The sequence below is a fragment of the Microbulbifer mixtoriginis (SeqCode) genome (assembly GCF_052467705.1).
This window is the reverse complement of sequence record NZ_CP174322.1, coordinates 3593952-3608932: the sequence shown is the minus strand read 5'-3', so window position 1 is coordinate 3608932 and position 14981 is coordinate 3593952. Positions and strand designations below refer to the sequence as shown.

Genomic DNA, 14981 nt, shown 5'->3' with positions numbered 1-14981 from the left:
CGGCCCGGTTAAAACATGGTTCAAGTCAGAAAACATCATTCCTTTGGAGGTGAGAGAGAGCACGACCTGGAAGCCTGGTTGCGCCATGTGCAAAAACTGGCTGGGCTGGATGGGGCTGCCATAGTGACCTTGCGCCGTGCAGCAGAAGTAAGTGCTGAAGCTGAACAACAGGCTATTGCCGCGGAAAATATTTGGGCAGAGGGTGCCAGCAGTTTTGCCACCGGCCTTGAAATGGCGGAAATCCTGGCGGACTTGCAAATTGATTCTGAAGCACTGGTGGCTGCAGTGCTCTACCGAGCAGTACGAGAGAAGCGCCTCGCGCTTAAAAGCGTTGAAGAGGAGTTTGGGTCGGTTGTAGCCAAGCTTATTCGCGGGGTACTGCGCATGGCGGCGATTCGCAGTCGCAGTGCCGATACTGGTGAGGAAAGCAAAAGCGGTGCGGTAGAGGAACACTCGGAAAATATTCGCCGTATGTTGGTGGCGCTCGTTGATGATGTTCGCGTTGCGCTGATCAAACTTGCCGAGCGGACCTGTGCAATTCGTGCGGCCAAGAATGCTGAGCCCACAAAGCGCCAGCGGGTCGCTCGCGAGGTGGCCGATGTCTATGCACCACTGGCGCATCGCCTCGGTATAGGGCATATCAAGTGGGAGTTGGAGGACTTGTCCTTCCGTTACCTCGAGCCTGAAGACTACAAGCAGATAGCGCGTCTTTTAGATGAAAAGCGGATGGCGCGACAAGAGTATATCGATGAGGTGCTGGAGCTTCTTCGCACAGAACTGGCGCGGGCGGATATAGAGGGTGATGTCTATGGCCGCGCAAAGCATATCTACAGTATCTGGCGCAAGATGCGCCGCAAGAATATCGGCTTTTCTCAGGTTTATGACATTCGTGCTGTACGCATTCTGGTGCCTACCGTGCGGGATTGTTACGCGGTGTTGGGGATTGTACATAACCTCTGGCGCAATATTCCCAACGAGTTTGATGACTATATTGCCTCTCCGAAGGAGAATGGCTACCGATCCCTGCACACTGCAGTGATCGGCCCCGAACGCAAGGTGCTGGAAGTGCAAATCCGTACTTTTGCCATGCACGAGGAGGCTGAATATGGGGTCTGTGCTCACTGGCGGTATAAGGGCACCGACCTGAAAACAGAGAGCCAAGATAGCTATGAGCAAAAGATCTCTTGGCTGCGGCAAGTGCTCGACTGGCATGAAGAGGTGGGTGGTAATCCCTTACAAGAAGATCTTCAGACCGGGGAAGGGGACTCCCGTATCTATGTTTTTACTCCCGATGGCCATGTAGTCGATTTGCCCCGCGGAGCCACACCGCTGGATTTCGCCTATAAAATCCACACCGAGATTGGTCATCGCTGTCGCGGTGCTAAGGTGGATGGCCGCATAGTGCCATTAAACCACGAACTGGAAACCGCCAATCAGGTAGAGATTCTCACTGGTAAACGTGAAGCCCCCAGTCGCGATTGGCTTTCGTCCGGTATGGGCTATATAACAACCTCGCGGGCGCGGGCCAAGATTATCCACTGGTTTAAGCAGCAGGCCCGAGATCAAAATATTGCCGATGGTCGCAGTATTTTAGATGGTGAGTTCAAGCAGCTCGCTCTGAGTGATTTTAATTTTGAACAGCTTGCTGCCAAGCTGAATATGCACTCGTTGGATGATCTCTATGCGGCAGTGGGAGCTGGGGATATCGGTGTGGGGCAGGTGCTGAACACCGCCCAGCGTATGGTAAAGGTCGACAATGCGCAGCGTGTGCCTTCACTTACTGCCCCGGTGGCCACGGGGACGGGCAAAGCCGATGTTTATATCGAAGGGGTTGGTAATTTACTGACGCATATTGCGGGTTGTTGTAACCCTGTTCCCGGTGATGAAATTATGGGTTACATCACTCTTGGTCGCGGGGTATCGATACATCGTAAAGACTGCACGAATATGCTGCGTATGCAGGCAGAGGAGTCTGAGCGAGTACTAGAAGTTAATTGGGCGGCAAAACCGAGGGAACTCTATGCGGTGGAAATCGTTATCGAAGCCTATGATCGCCTGGGGCTGTTGCGCGATGTCACCGCTATGCTCGATAGTCAGAAAATCAATATTACGGCGATGCAGACACACAGTAATAAGCATAAGCATACTGTAGAGATGGTACTTACCGCCGAGATTCATAATTTTGAAGAGTTGAGTTACGTGTTGCACCGCATTAATCGCCTGCCCAATGTCGCTTCGGCGAAGCGGCGTATGCTGCGTTGAGGGAGACCCATGCAAGACCATTACTCGGTGGAGGACTTGCTTCACCTAATGTCCCAGTTGCGCAACCCAAACGGTGGTTGCCCCTGGGATCTGAAACAGACATTTTCCAGTATTGTTCCTTCAACGATTGAAGAGGCCTATGAAGTGGCCGAGGCAATTGAGCTTGAAGATTTCGAACATCTACATGAAGAGCTTGGGGACTTATTGTTCCAGGTGATCTTCTATTCCCAGCTCGGCCGTGAGCAGGGGCATTTCGACTTTTCCCGTATTGTGGACACCCTGGTACGCAAGTTGGTGCGACGCCATCCTCATGTGTTCCCCAGCGGAGAGCTCTATGGCGAGAATGGCTCCTCTGCAATGGATGAAGCGCAAGTAAAGCAAAACTGGGAAGCCATTAAAGCTGAAGAGCGCAACGCAAAGGGTGAGAGCGGAGTCCTGGCTGGTGTTACCGCGGGCTTACCCGCTTTGACGCGTGCGGCCAAATTGCAAAAGCGTGCCTCACAGGTGGGTTTTGATTGGCCAGATATCACAGGTGTGCTGGACAAAATAGAGGAAGAGGTAGCCGAATTGCGCGAGGCTATTGCAACCGGTGATCGTGAGCATGCTGGGGAGGAGCTCGGCGACCTGTTGTTCTCCTGTGTAAACGCGGCCAGGCATTTGAAAGTTGATCCTGAGTCTGCACTGCGACAGTGTAATCGTAAGTTCGAGCGTCGTTTTGGCGCTGTTGAGGCAGCCCTCAGGACAGATGGACGTGGGCCAGAAGATGCCAGCCTGCAAGAGCTTGATCGACTCTGGGAACGCGCGAAAGACATAGAAAGACAGGATTCAGACAGATAAGTAGCCGTATTGGCCGCAGTTTATTCTGCGGTAATGGCGGTACCACAGTCATAATCTTGCCCAATTTGGGGTGGACGTGTAAGGTAGCGCTCTTTTGGCGCGGCGGCTCTTAGTGCGTCGATAGTTTTGGAGGCTTACTGAACATGCGAATTATTCTCTTGGGGGCACCGGGGGCCGGTAAAGGCACTCAGGCACAATTCATAACAGAGAAGTTCGGCATTCCGCAGATCTCCACCGGCGATATGCTTCGCGCTGCGGTGAAAGCGGGCACACCTCTCGGCTTGCAGGCAAAAGACATCATGGAGGCCGGCAAACTGGTTTCCGACGACCTGATTATTGCCCTGGTGAAAGAGCGCATCGCTGAGGCAGATTGTGCAAATGGATTCCTTTTCGATGGTTTCCCCCGCACTATTCCCCAAGCGCAAGCACTGCTGGATGCAGATGTACATATCGATCATGTGCTGGAAATTGCTGTGGACGATGAAGAAATCGTCAAGCGCTTGTCTGGGCGTCGCGTGCACGAGGGTTCAGGCCGCGTTTATCACGTTGTGTACAACCCGCCCAAGAGCGAAGGTGTGGATGATGTGACTGGTGAGGCACTGGTACAGCGCAGTGATGATACCGAAGAGACCGTGCGCAAGCGTTTGGCGGTTTATCACGAGCAGACAGCACCGCTGGTTGGCTTCTACCGAGAGCTGGAAGTGCGCTCCCCTGAAGCAGCTCCGAAATACAGTAAAGTGATGGGAGTTGGCAGCATGGATGAGATCCGCGATAAGGTCATCGAAGCATTGAGCTGATCGCACTGAACATTGTTAAAAAAAGCCCCCGTTTGGGGGCTTTTTTGTATCTTCTCCGATGGTTTCCTTTTTAGTTTCGCAAGCGCCTACCTTGTAGTTGACTGACCAATCATTAAGATGGCCGGCAGGTTATTCCTGGCAAAATTGTATTTCAGACGGGTCTTTGTATGTCCACAGCGATAGTTTTGATGAATCTGGGTACCCCTGCGCAGCCCACGCCGTCCGCCGTAAGAGATTTCTTGCGAGACTTTCTCTCCGACCCCAGGGTAGTGGAAATACCCCGACCACTGTGGCTTACAATACTAAACGGTTTGATATTACCTTTTCGCCCCAAGAGAATTGCTCCGGCTTATGCGGAAATCTGGAATTGCAGCGCGGACGATGCGCAAGTTGAAGGTTCACCACTTCTCTACTATACCCGCCATCAAGCGCAGCTACTGCAAAAGCATTTAAAGGATAAAGGGCGGGATATCGCGGTAGAGTATGCCATGACTTACGGTGAACCGCGCCTCGATAAAGTTATTGAAAGCTTGCGATCAAAAGGCTATGAGTCCTTTGTTGTTTTCCCTTTATATCCGCAGTATTCGGCTACCACTACTGCTGCAATATATGATCAAGTGGCGCAAATTTTCCGAAAGAGTCGTGATATTCCGGATATTTCACTGGTTCGTGATTATTACCACAACCCTCTATATATTAAATCTCTCGCCAACTCTGTCAGGGAACACTGGCAGAAACACGGTCAGGCTGAAAAATTAATGCTTTCTTTTCACGGTATCCCCAAAGCAAATGTTGATAAAGGGGACCCCTATTTACGCCATTGTCAGGAAACCGCGAGGCTGCTTGCGGAAGAATTACAAATTTCCCCGGAGCGTTGGCAAGTTACTTTTCAGTCACGCTTTGGTAAGGCTGAGTGGTTGCAACCTTATACCGATAAAACTCTGATTGAATGGGGCAAAGGCGGTATCAAGAGTGTTGATGTGATTTGCCCAGCATTTTCGGCCGATTGTTTAGAGACATTGGAAGAAATTTCGGTAGAGAATCGCGCTAATTTTATCGAAGCGGGTGGAAGTGAATACCATTATATTCCCGCGCTAAATTTACGTGAGGATCATATCGAAGCTCTTACTGCGGTTGTTGAAGATAAGTTGCCAGGCCCAAAATAATTTTTACTTTTAGGTGTTTTGCCTCTTCAAAAGGCAATTTGTTAAGGAAAAGAGACTTATTTGCTGAAAAATTTCTCATTTTTCGCTTTTTTACTTGCAATGCCGTGTATTTTTATTAACTTTGATAAAGTTGTATTGAAATAGGCAGCGCACCGCTCTGTATAAGCAATAAAATAACCCCCGGGTTTTATTCGATAGCTAACAGGCCGCGTTGCCAGCACACTTTTGGAAGTACTTCTTCTTTTTAATGAGGAGACAAGGGATGGCAAGAGTAGTAAAAAAGAGTACACGTGCTAAAAAGGCAACTACATCGACCAAAGCGTCGCCGGTAGTCGTAAAAGCACAGAAAGCCGTGGATGCAGCAAGTAAGTCGCTGGATGCACAAATGGATCGTGTGGCAAAAGCAAAAGCGCGGGCACAAAAAAGTAGTACGGCAGCGGCCAAGGCTTCCTTGACCAGCGCCAATGGTAAAGCAAAAGATTTACGCGCCAAGCTGGCGATGGCAAAAATGGAGCTTGCCAAGGCCAAGACCATGGATGCCGTGCGTCATGCAGAAGAAGCGGCTAAGGAGAAGGTGGCCACCCTTTCTGAAAGCCTTTCTGCCAAGGCAGATAAAGACCTGGCGGCGGCATTGAAGGCGTTCGAAGCGCGCTGGATGAAGTCTCGTGTTAAGGCTCATGCCAAGAAGATCAAAGCCGCCGAGAAAAAAGCTGAGGCTAAGATAAAAGCTGCAGCAAAGAAGGCTGCGACAAAAGCCAAGGAGCTAGAGAAGAAAGCAGCTGCGAAGCTAAAAGCTGATGCTCAAAAAGCTAAAAAGGCGGCGACTAAAAAGACTACTGCGGCCAAGAAAGTAGGCCGCCCCAAAAAGGCTGCTTCTGAAACTAAAGCCACCAAGCGTGTAGGGCGCCCCAAGAAGGCCACCTCCGCAGCAAAGCCAGCGAAAAGAGTAGGGCGTCCGAAGAAGTCTGCTAGCAAAGCGGAGGCGGCCAAGAAAACGCCAACTCGTCGAGGGCGCCCACCTAAGGCCGGTACCGCTCGCCGTGGTCGACCACCCAAGAGTGCGGCTTAATTAAACCTCCTCTAGTTCACAGCATGCCTTAGTGGCATGGCTAACTCTCCATCAACCCCGGTTAATACCGGGGTTTTCTCTTTCCTCAATATCGCTAATCTACATGACTAGTCCTTGTGACCGTGCCACAATTCACTCCCTTCGATAACCCGGTTTGAAATAGTTGTGAAGATTCTTGCCCTGGATACCACGTCTGGTGCCTGCTCAGTGGCACTTTATAGTAATGGCCAGATTACCGAACGCTTTGTGCAAGCAGAGCGAGACCATACACAGCGCCTGCTACCAATGGTGGATGAGGTATTGGCTGAGGCCCAGTTGAGCCTTCCCGACCTGGATGCCTTTGCTGTAAGCAGGGGCCCCGGTTCATTTACGGGCCTGCGTATCGCTATCAGTTGTGTACAGGGGCTGGCCTTTTCCGCCGATAAGCCGGTAGTGCCGGTTTCCAGCCTAGCCGCTTTGGCCCTAGGTGCCAGAAGGGCGCACCCGCAGTGGGGGGGGGATCCTATTGTCGCTATGCTTGACGCTCGTATGCAGCAGGTGTACTGGGGTATTTACGGCACCGAGATGCCTAATGACAGCTTGATACCTGAGGCAGTACAGAATCCAGAGCAGGTTCTACTGTCATTGAGTGAGGCCAAGCTGACAAACACATATTACGGTGCCGGTCCCGGTTGGCACTATGAGGCATTAGGCAAGGCTCGAGCGGCAGAGCTGGATCTGAATGCCTTAATCCATGCACGGGATATTGCTGAGCTAGCGGTTCCTCTCTATCGAGCTGGTGCAATGGTATCTGCTGAAGCTTTGGAGCCCGTTTATCTTCGCAATGAAGTTACCTGGCAAAAACGTCAAAAAATTCGATCCTGATAATTCATGGAAATATTTCAGATTGTTGTACTGGCCCTGATCCAGGGCTTGACTGAATTTCTCCCTATTTCAAGCTCGGCACACCTGATCTTGCCTGCAGAAGTTTTAGGTTGGCAGGATCAAGGGCTTGCTTTCGATGTGGCTGTACATTTTGGCTCACTGATCGCGGTAGTCACCTATTTTCGAAAAGATATTTGGCTACTCCTGCGTGATGGTTTAGGGGGGCTTAAATCGAGGCAATTTAGCGATGAAGGACGTTTGGCTTGGCTGATTGTGCTGGCTACGATTCCTGTCGGTTTGGTAGGATTAATTTTTAAAGGCTATATAGAAACGCATTTACGCTCAGCAGCAGTTATAGCGGCCACCACCATCGGTTTTGGTCTGTTGCTTTGGTGGGCTGATGTGCGTGGAGCCAGGGTGCAAACCCTAACGCAACTTAACTGGAAAAAAGCACTAGTTATTGGTGGTGCGCAAGTATTGGCGCTTATTCCAGGTACTTCCCGCTCGGGTATTACCATGACCGCAGGGCTGATGCTCGGCATGAAGCGCGAAGCTGCTGCGCGCTTCTCTTTCTTGTTATCCATACCGGCGATAGCCCTGCCGGCCATGTTACTGACCTATGATTTACTCGCCCTAGAGTCGGTACCCTGGGGGGATATTTTATTGGGTACTTTGCTTTCTTTTATTAGTGCCTATCTATGTATTCATTTTTTCCTGCAATTTATTAGTCGCATCGGCATGGCGCCATTTGCGATTTACCGCCTGATTTTAGGGGCGGCTCTTATTTGGATGATATGGGGGTAATCAATATGGCAACGGTAGCGTTTATTGGCTTGGGAGTAATGGGTTACCCAATGGCGGGTTACCTGGCAAAAGCGGGTCACTCAGTGCGGGTATATAACCGCACCGCCAGCCGTGCAGAAAAATGGCTGGGCGAGTATGAGGGGGAGAGCTTCGAAACACCCGCTGAGGCCGCAAAAGGTGCAGAGGTGGTGTTTGCCTGTGTGGGTAATGATAACGATTTGCGCCAGGTGGTTGCTGGAGAGCAGGGCGCCTTCGCCACTATGGAAAAGGGCACCCTGTTCGTCGATCATACTACTGCCTCGGCAGATGTCGCGCGTGAACTGGCAGCAAATGGCAAAGAGAAAGGTATCGGCTTTCTCGATGCCCCAGTATCTGGTGGCCAGGCCGGTGCGGAAAATGGGGTTCTCACCGTAATGGTTGGTGGTGAAGAGACAGATTTTGAACGTGTAAAGCCGTTGATAGACACTTTTGCCCGTGCTGTTACCTTATTGGGCCCGGTGGGCAGTGGCCAGCTTTGTAAAATGGTCAACCAAATCTGCATTGCCGGTGTGGTGCAGGGGTTGGCAGAGGGGCTGCATTTTGCTAAAGCGGCAGGGCTGGATGGCGAACAGGTCGTGGATGTAATTTCCAAGGGCGCGGCACAAAGCTGGCAGATGGAAAACCGCTCAAAAACAATGCTGGCCGGTGAATATGATCACGGCTTTGCCGTGGACTGGATGCGGAAGGATTTGGCCATCGTTTTACAGGAAGCCCAGCATAATGGCGCCCTGTTACCGGTGACGGCACTGGTGGATCAATTTTATAGTGAGGTGCAGGCGATCGGCGGTTCTCGCTGGGATACCTCTAGTCTGTTTGCTCGCCTGATGAATGTGCGCTCTTTCGACTGACTTTACCTCCTCTCAAGCCTATAACGGAGCTGGATACTTCTGTTTCCAGCTCTGTATTTCCGTTCCTTGTTGTTTTAGATTCCCATGAAAGTTTTATTGCTCTCGGCCTATGATGCCGACAGTCACAAGCGTTGGCGTAAAGGCCTGGTTGCCGCCTTCCCCGAGTGGCAGTGGACAGTCTTGACACTGCCCCCGCGCTATTTCAGCTGGCGTATACGTGGCAACAGCCTTTCTTGGGCCAGGGGAGAGGCGGCACAAATACTAAAGCAACAGTGGGACCTAATTGTTGCCACGTCTATGACCGATCTCAGTGCGTTGCGCGGCTTAGTGCCCGAGATAGTGGGGGTGCCCACGGTGGTCTACTTTCACGAGAATCAGTTTGCCTATCCCGTCAGTTCAGGTGCGTTCCAGTCTATAGAGCCACAGCTCCTCAATATCTATACCGCGCTAGCCGGTGACCTGTTGCTGTTTAATTCGGAATACAACCGCCGCACCCTGATTGAAGGCGCAGCCAAGCTTTTAAAGCGCTTCCCGGACCATGTGCCGGTGGGAATTTGTGAAGAAATTACAAGTAAGTCGAAGGTGCTGCCAGTACCACTAGAGGATGCACTCTTGACTCAAGAGTACACACAAGCTGATTTTTGCTGGGGTCACCGCTGGGGGCAGGGTTATCAGGGAGAAGTAAGCGAGGATACGCTAATCATCAGTTGGGCCGCCCGCTGGGAATATGACAAAGGCGCTGACCGCCTGCTGCAAATTCTTCGGGGCCTAAAAGAGAAAAAGGTAAAATTCTTACTCAACCTGATGGGTCAATCCTTTCGTAATAGCCCAAAAGAGTTTGAGCAGATACAACAGGAGTTTAGTGAGAATCTGCTGGTGATGGGGTACGTGGAGAGTGAATCTCTATACCGACAAACCTTGCATAACAGCCATGTATTTCTATCTACCGCTTATCATGAATTTCAGGGGTTAGCGGTAATGGAGGCCGTCGTAGCAGGTTGTACGCCATTAGTGCCTGATGAACAGTGCTACCCGGAGTTTTATCCTGAGTGGTTTCGTTATTCTGAGGTTGAGGATGCGATTTGCAAGCTAAAAAATTTGGCCGCGATTGCCAATTTTGGTACAAGCAGGCAGGTCGATTTAACAAGGTTATCTTGGGGGAGGATTAAGAACGAGTATTATCATTCGCTTTCTGAAGAAAGACTTTACATAGTTAAATGAGAAATCAATCTTCAATATATGGTTGTAGATATTTGAGATAGACATTATAGCTTTCAAGTAGCGTGATTATCTCGGCGTAATCTGCGCTAATTACTGATTGAGATGCTATGCTTATCGCTTTAGGTTTTGGAGCGCTATAAGGTGACTTCAGGTTTTTTTATCAGGTTAGGATTTTTTTTTATATTCGCAGTAATAGTTGTGGCGAATTCTGTTGCGGAAACTATTGAGGAGAAACGAAGTAGGGCTGAGAAATTAATCCAACGGCTTGAAAATAAATATCTTAGTAATGAAGTTCCTGCCATTCTCCAAAAACTGGAAAAGAATGAGTTGTCAATGTCAGTTATAAATGCTTTTGCACTGGAGCAGCGCCTGATTATTCAATCTGACCTTCGCAATAACGCACTCTCCTTGCATCGATTTGGTGGTTCTTCAAGTAAGGTGACTAACAAATTCTTTTATCGCTTAGTAGTTAATGAGATGTCTGCCAGTGAGCAATTGCCGGTTCTAATTCAGGCACTTAATATCTCGAAAAGTCAAATTACTAAGTATCGTCCGCTAGCTGGGGCGCAGGCGTATCCAGCTTATACAGCATGGCTGGCAAATTATGCACAACCTGCAGAGATTGCGGCAGCCCTTTTAATCAACTTTCAAAGTTTTGGTAAAAATATTGGCCGTATGGCAAAAGCACTTAAACAATATAGGGGGTTGTCTGACAGTCAGTTGGAGTTCTTAATCAATTTTAGCACTTTACCTTCTGATTTTAGAGAGCAGGCTATAGCTATAGTGGCAAAAGGCTTGGCCTCCGGAGTAAGTGAGTCGGATATTGAAACTCGCGTAAGGCTTATTCAAGTCTATGAGGCTGATTTTTGGGGTGCACTTTCAAGTGTTGATTGACAGTAAATTTTTATGATGTAATGTTGTTTGACGTTGATTTTTATTAATCTTTAATTTAAAGCGCCAATACTTGGCGGTTATTCGATTATTCATATGAAATAAATCACTCTGTCTTTATAGATGCTTTATCCTTCTGGAGCGGTGTTTATATGCTGATGCATTGTCTTGAAGTGAGTTGCTCCAATAATAATATCAGTTGATTCAATATGCCCCGCCCCACCTTTTTGGCGCATTAATCTCTTTTTAGGTCTGTTTCTGGACCTTGTCTATATTTATTTCTATGCTTAATGATTGGTATATGTAGAGATAATAAGGATGGCTGAACTATCGGGTTTGGCTTTACTGCTAAGATAGCTTGCTTTGTCATAAAACACTTACCCTTGAGTGCGATAAAAGTTGAAGTCGGATTTTCCTATTAAAGGAATAAATGGAAATGATGAATCGTGTAATAGTTCAGAGAATTTCTTTGATCATGCTTTTTGCTATGTGGAGCTTTGAGGGGTTAGCTAAAGAGGTGGCCAGCCCTGTAGGCCGTAATTCAATGTCTTTTGAAGAATCACAAAGATTTGGTTGTGTACAGCAGTATCCGGTGGCTGACTCTAGATGGCATGGTTTTAAATTGCCTAAATTCAAGCAGCATCTTTCTACCATTCCCTTTGAGGCTGCAGGGGTAGCTGTTTCCACTTTAGCGATTGGTTTAGTGGATTGGGACTGGGGATCTAGTAGTTTTGGTACAACTAGTGAGGGTTTCTTTGAGGATGATACTGCCAATGGTGGTATGGATAAGCTCGGTCATGTCTATGGTAGCTATCTTCTCAGTGAATTCTTTACAGATGCCATTCACTGCAAGGCTGGTAATGCGGTGGGGGCGGAGGCTAGTGCAGTTACTCTAGCTTGGTTGAGTATGTTATTTGTGGAGTTAGGCGATGGTTACTCTAAGGAGCATGGCTTTGCCTGGGAGGACGTTGTTGCCAATACTGCAGGGGTAGGAATCTCTTACCTAAGACGGAATATCCCCGGGCTTAGGGAAAAGCTGGATTTTCGTCTAGAATATCTTCCATCGGGTAATCGCTCTGGCTTTAAGCCACACTCAGATTACTCGGGGCAAAAATACCTACTGGCCTTAAAATTAAGTGGTTTTGGCTTATCACGGAGAAATCCTCTTAATTATCTGGAGTTACATGGGGGTTACTTTGCCCGGGGTTTCACTTTGAAAGAAAAAGAACGAGACGACCCTTTGCGTAGAGAGCTCTATGTTGGGGTTGGAGTGAATATAGGGGAGCTGCTTTTTGGCAGGCCTGGAGTTAGAGAGAGTACTGGAGGCCGATTTGGGCGAAAGTTTTTTGAATATATTCAACTTCCTCATACTTATGTTGCTAGTGAGAATGATTAAATCGGATCCGGCTTTATAATTATTTACCCAGTAGACTATGCGCCTAATTGCCAGGCCCCCGGAGAAGATTCTCCTGGAGCCTGTAAGCACTTAATCTATCCACACCCTTGTATATATTCGTTTTTGCTCGGGTGTGTCTATAAATTCATCGCGATCGTGCAAGACTCTAGTATTGTCAATAAAAATCATATCGCCAGAATTCATATAAAAGCTAACAACATTTTCTTTATTGTTTAGTTCTCCATCAAGAAGATTTAGTGCTTGAAGTGCCTCTGCCGTTAAGGGATTATTGACTCGTTGATGGCCTTTCTCTATCCAGTAGCGCATATAGCGGATAGAAATTTTGCCATTGGCATAGCTGAAAATCGGGAAATGATTGTTCAGAATATTCTGGATATCTTTATCGCTCCCTGGTGTGACAAGATCTCGAATGTAATTCTTGTAGAGCAGCTCTAACTTTTTTGGTGCCTGTTTCTTGAGATTTTTATGTACCTGGGCTGCAGAAACTACTTTAGATTTACCACCTTGAATCGCGGGGGTAATACAGCAGAGCCCTAAAATATTTGGTTGTATGGCTCGTTGTGAGCTATCTGTATGTACACCAGTTGCTGCGTTAGTTTGTGAAACAGGAATGGCTTCGTCTTTATAGCTTTTGCCCGTATCTAAAATACCGTAGAGTCTACCGTAGGTATCAATAGTCTGCCCCATTGCCAGGCTGATTTTGAGAAACAGAAGATTTAGTGTTGCTTGATCAAAGCCTTTTACTCCTCGAATCCAAGTAACACCATTGCCTTCATGGATTTCACTTTTGATTTTTTGGGCGAGCTGATCAAACTGAGGAGTGGCAACAGAATCTGCTTGCAAAGCCAGAATAGGGTTGTCCTGCTCTTTAGACCATTCTTGCAGAGCTTTGATTTCATTTGGCCAGTCATTAGGCCAATTAAATTTCCAGCTGGGTTTAGCTTCCAACTCTGCGGCTGTCCATGCCTGTGCACGGATAGTCTCGTCAGGTGCTATATCAATCATTTACCTTCACCTTAAATAACACATGCAGTGGATAGCCTTTTAGTGGACCAAAAAATTCAGGATCAAATGCCAGATGTTCATCCGTTACAGCTAATTCTTTGACTTCGGGTAGGCTGTTAAAGCCGGCTTTAGCAAGGGCTTCGAAGTAGTGTGCAAAGGTTTTATGTACACAGCGAACAGAGACCGGGACACCATCTCTACGCCAGATTTTCCCCTCAAAGGTCTTATTTATACCGTCGAGATAAGATTTTTCACCATGTTCAAAGTAAAACGGTGGGCTTTCTTCCCTCATAAAGGGGAGGCATGGATGGGGTACGGTAAAGACAAAAGTACCACCTGCTACCAGCAAAGAGCGTACTTTACTCATCACCTGAGTCATTTCTTCGATAGTCAGGTAATTGAAAAGGAATACGGCAATGACCTTGTCGAATCTAGTTTGTGGAAATTGATTAAATGAAACTGCATTGCCCACGGTATAAGTTGCATTAGATAGCTTGAGTTCCTTAGCCATCGATTGTGCTTGAGCTATCATTTCAGCAGAAGAGTCAACTCCAAAAATTGACTTGACACCAGCCTCTATGAGCATGCGTGATACATAGCCCTCTCCACAGCCAAAGTCTAGGATATCTTGGTCTTTGATTTTGCCCAGAGCCTCTAAAACACGAGGTCTTGCCGTGAAGTCGCTTAACAGTATTTTTTCTGATCTAAGCCAATTCGTGGCTTGTGCATTATAAATTGATTCAGTTGATATAGGTTGGTTCATCCTGAGCCACTCCTGATACTTGTGTGGTTGTCGAGTTATAATTGTTGTCGATGATTTTTGTATTGTTGTATGCTCGTGCAAGCATGCCATCCCAAAAAGCAGCTCTTAAATTCAGAGCCTTAGTTGCACCCTGGCGAAGACGCCTCCTTCCTTCCTCTGTCTCGGCAAAAGTTAATGCGATCTGGTTGAGACTTTCAGCATGATCATCGTCGATTAGAGTGTGAACGGAAAAGAAGCAGTAGTCCTTGGGCTGAATTTCAGGTAAATGCTTCAACCCCTTTTCAATATATGGATAAATTGTACTCACTACATGCTCTGTTCCTATCCCTAAAGCTCCTATTGCTTCCTCGGTAGAGCCATAAAGTAATACCATTGAAAGCATGTCGTACCAGATGATTGCATCATCCGAAAGAGGTGTTTCTTGTTTACCCTGTGTGACCTTTTCTTTAAAGCGGTTAAAAAGATCAGCATGGGGGATATTTTTTATCCACCTTGGATCTATTCCATGGTGATTTAGTATTCGGAGTTCATCCTCCTCATAATTACCAGATTCTTCGTTCAGGTTTTCCAAGAGTATATTTCGGTGCTCCGGAATGGTCAGCTTGGAGATGGCTGCACTTAATAAGTTAATAAATCGGGATGTGTATAGGCTGTATTGTTGTGCAAAATCAGCCACAACATAAGGAAAGTTTGGCAGGGATGCCTCGCTAAACCGTATTAAATAGGTATGATTTACAGCCCTATGGTTAAGTACTTCCTCGGATAGATCTTCCAGCCAAACTCGGCTTGTGTTGCTCGTTTTAATGTTAAAATTCCTTTTCTAGATGTTGACGGTATAGCTTGTTTGCTTTTCAGGTTGTCAATGCACATCCTGTGCCCACTAGCTTTAAGTTTATTGTTTTTTGATAGAATTTCAGTATACGAAGTTGGATTTTTATTGGCAATTGTTAAATTGTAATTGATTTCCCATGGACGCTTCTTATTTTATGGTTTTTTGT

General features: G+C 47.6%; 14 protein-coding genes. 11 read left to right on the top strand and 3 right to left on the bottom strand.

Annotation, left to right across the window (positions count from 1 at the left end; genetic code table 11):
- The first annotated feature begins 15 nt into the window (after positions 1 to 15).
- From relA to ACJJIB_RS15700, 11 genes are all read left to right on the top strand, one after another.
- Positions 16 to 2262, top strand: a complete 2247-nt coding sequence (relA, locus tag ACJJIB_RS15750) for a GTP diphosphokinase (RefSeq protein WP_444886794.1) — start codon at positions 16 to 18, stop codon at positions 2260 to 2262.
- Between the two features lie 9 nt (positions 2263 to 2271).
- Entirely contained in the window at positions 2272 to 3099 is an 828-nt protein-coding gene (gene mazG / locus ACJJIB_RS15745) for a nucleoside triphosphate pyrophosphohydrolase (protein ID WP_444886793.1), read from the top strand.
- Between the two features lie 143 nt (positions 3100 to 3242).
- Entirely contained in the window at positions 3243 to 3896 is a 654-nt protein-coding gene (adk, locus tag ACJJIB_RS15740) for an adenylate kinase (RefSeq protein ID WP_444884231.1), read from the top strand.
- Positions 3897 to 4063: 167 nt separating this feature from the next.
- On the top strand, positions 4064 to 5062 hold the full coding sequence (gene hemH / locus ACJJIB_RS15735) for a ferrochelatase (protein ID WP_444886792.1): 999 nt from the start codon (positions 4064 to 4066) through the stop codon (positions 5060 to 5062).
- Positions 5063 to 5324: 262 nt separating this feature from the next.
- Positions 5325 to 6131 carry a hypothetical protein gene (locus tag ACJJIB_RS15730; protein WP_252082525.1) on the top strand — a complete coding sequence of 269 codons (807 nt, stop codon included), beginning with the start codon at positions 5325 to 5327 and terminating at the stop codon, positions 6129 to 6131.
- Positions 6132 to 6296: 165 nt separating this feature from the next.
- Complete coding sequence (gene tsaB, locus ACJJIB_RS15725) at positions 6297 to 6995, top strand: tRNA (adenosine(37)-N6)-threonylcarbamoyltransferase complex dimerization subunit type 1 TsaB (RefSeq protein ID WP_444886791.1); 699 nt, start codon at positions 6297 to 6299, stop codon at positions 6993 to 6995.
- 6 nt (positions 6996 to 7001) lie between these two features.
- Positions 7002 to 7799 (top strand): undecaprenyl-diphosphate phosphatase, encoded by a 798-nt coding sequence (locus tag ACJJIB_RS15720; RefSeq protein ID WP_252082522.1) that lies wholly within the window; start codon positions 7002 to 7004, stop codon positions 7797 to 7799.
- A gap of 5 nt (positions 7800 to 7804) precedes the next feature.
- Positions 7805 to 8686 carry an NAD(P)-dependent oxidoreductase gene (locus tag ACJJIB_RS15715; RefSeq protein WP_252082521.1) on the top strand — a complete coding sequence of 294 codons (882 nt, stop codon included), beginning with the start codon at positions 7805 to 7807 and terminating at the stop codon, positions 8684 to 8686.
- A gap of 84 nt (positions 8687 to 8770) precedes the next feature.
- Entirely contained in the window at positions 8771 to 9907 is a 1137-nt protein-coding gene (locus tag ACJJIB_RS15710) for a tRNA-queuosine alpha-mannosyltransferase domain-containing protein (RefSeq protein ID WP_444886790.1), read from the top strand.
- Positions 9908 to 10048: 141 nt separating this feature from the next.
- A complete protein-coding gene (locus tag ACJJIB_RS15705) occupies positions 10049 to 10801 on the top strand; it encodes a thiaminase II/PqqC family protein (protein WP_444886789.1) in 753 nt (250 codons plus the stop codon).
- Positions 10802 to 11234: 433 nt separating this feature from the next.
- The gene (locus ACJJIB_RS15700) at positions 11235 to 12194 is read left to right on the top strand and encodes a DUF2279 domain-containing protein (protein ID WP_444886788.1); all 960 of its coding nucleotides are present in this window, start codon (positions 11235 to 11237) and stop codon (positions 12192 to 12194) included.
- Positions 12195 to 12284: 90 nt separating this feature from the next.
- Here the strand turns inward: ACJJIB_RS15700 and ACJJIB_RS15695 are convergent, their stop codons facing one another.
- Genes ACJJIB_RS15695 through ACJJIB_RS15685 form a run of 3 tightly spaced genes read right to left on the bottom strand, consistent with a single transcriptional unit; the run spans position 12285 to position 14659 of the window.
- Complete coding sequence (locus ACJJIB_RS15695) at positions 12285 to 13220, bottom strand: TauD/TfdA family dioxygenase (protein ID WP_444886787.1); 936 nt, start codon at positions 13218 to 13220, stop codon at positions 12285 to 12287.
- Entirely contained in the window at positions 13213 to 13983 is a 771-nt protein-coding gene (locus tag ACJJIB_RS15690; RefSeq protein ID WP_444886786.1) for a class I SAM-dependent methyltransferase, read from the bottom strand. Before ACJJIB_RS15690 ends, ACJJIB_RS15695 begins: the two co-directional genes overlap by 8 nt.
- On the bottom strand, positions 13961 to 14659 hold the full coding sequence (locus ACJJIB_RS15685; RefSeq protein ID WP_252082510.1) for an iron-containing redox enzyme family protein: 699 nt from the start codon (positions 14657 to 14659) through the stop codon (positions 13961 to 13963). The genes ACJJIB_RS15690 and ACJJIB_RS15685 overlap by 23 nt, the downstream gene beginning before the upstream one ends.
- Positions 14660 to 14981 lie beyond the last annotated feature (322 nt).

What these genes read in the sequence shown, in the direction of transcription:
- relA (WP_444886794.1), top strand. Translation starts at nt 16, where the DNA reads ATGGTTCAAGTCAGAAAACATCATTCCTTTGGAGGTGAGAGAGAGCAC.
- mazG (WP_444886793.1), top strand. Translation starts at nt 2,272, where the DNA reads ATGCAAGACCATTACTCGGTGGAGGACTTGCTTCACCTAATGTCCCAG.
- adk (WP_444884231.1), top strand. Translation starts at nt 3,243, where the DNA reads ATGCGAATTATTCTCTTGGGGGCACCGGGGGCCGGTAAAGGCACTCAG.
- hemH (WP_444886792.1), top strand. Translation starts at nt 4,064, where the DNA reads ATGTCCACAGCGATAGTTTTGATGAATCTGGGTACCCCTGCGCAGCCC.
- ACJJIB_RS15730 (WP_252082525.1), top strand. Translation starts at nt 5,325, where the DNA reads ATGGCAAGAGTAGTAAAAAAGAGTACACGTGCTAAAAAGGCAACTACA.
- ACJJIB_RS15720 (WP_252082522.1), top strand. Translation starts at nt 7,002, where the DNA reads ATGGAAATATTTCAGATTGTTGTACTGGCCCTGATCCAGGGCTTGACT.
- ACJJIB_RS15715 (WP_252082521.1), top strand. Translation starts at nt 7,805, where the DNA reads ATGGCAACGGTAGCGTTTATTGGCTTGGGAGTAATGGGTTACCCAATG.
- ACJJIB_RS15710 (WP_444886790.1), top strand. Translation starts at nt 8,771, where the DNA reads ATGAAAGTTTTATTGCTCTCGGCCTATGATGCCGACAGTCACAAGCGT.
- ACJJIB_RS15700 (WP_444886788.1), top strand. Translation starts at nt 11,235, where the DNA reads ATGATGAATCGTGTAATAGTTCAGAGAATTTCTTTGATCATGCTTTTT.
- ACJJIB_RS15695 (WP_444886787.1), bottom strand. Translation starts at nt 13,220, where the DNA reads ATGATTGATATAGCACCTGACGAGACTATCCGTGCACAGGCATGGACA.
- ACJJIB_RS15690 (WP_444886786.1), bottom strand. Translation starts at nt 13,983, where the DNA reads ATGAACCAACCTATATCAACTGAATCAATTTATAATGCACAAGCCACG.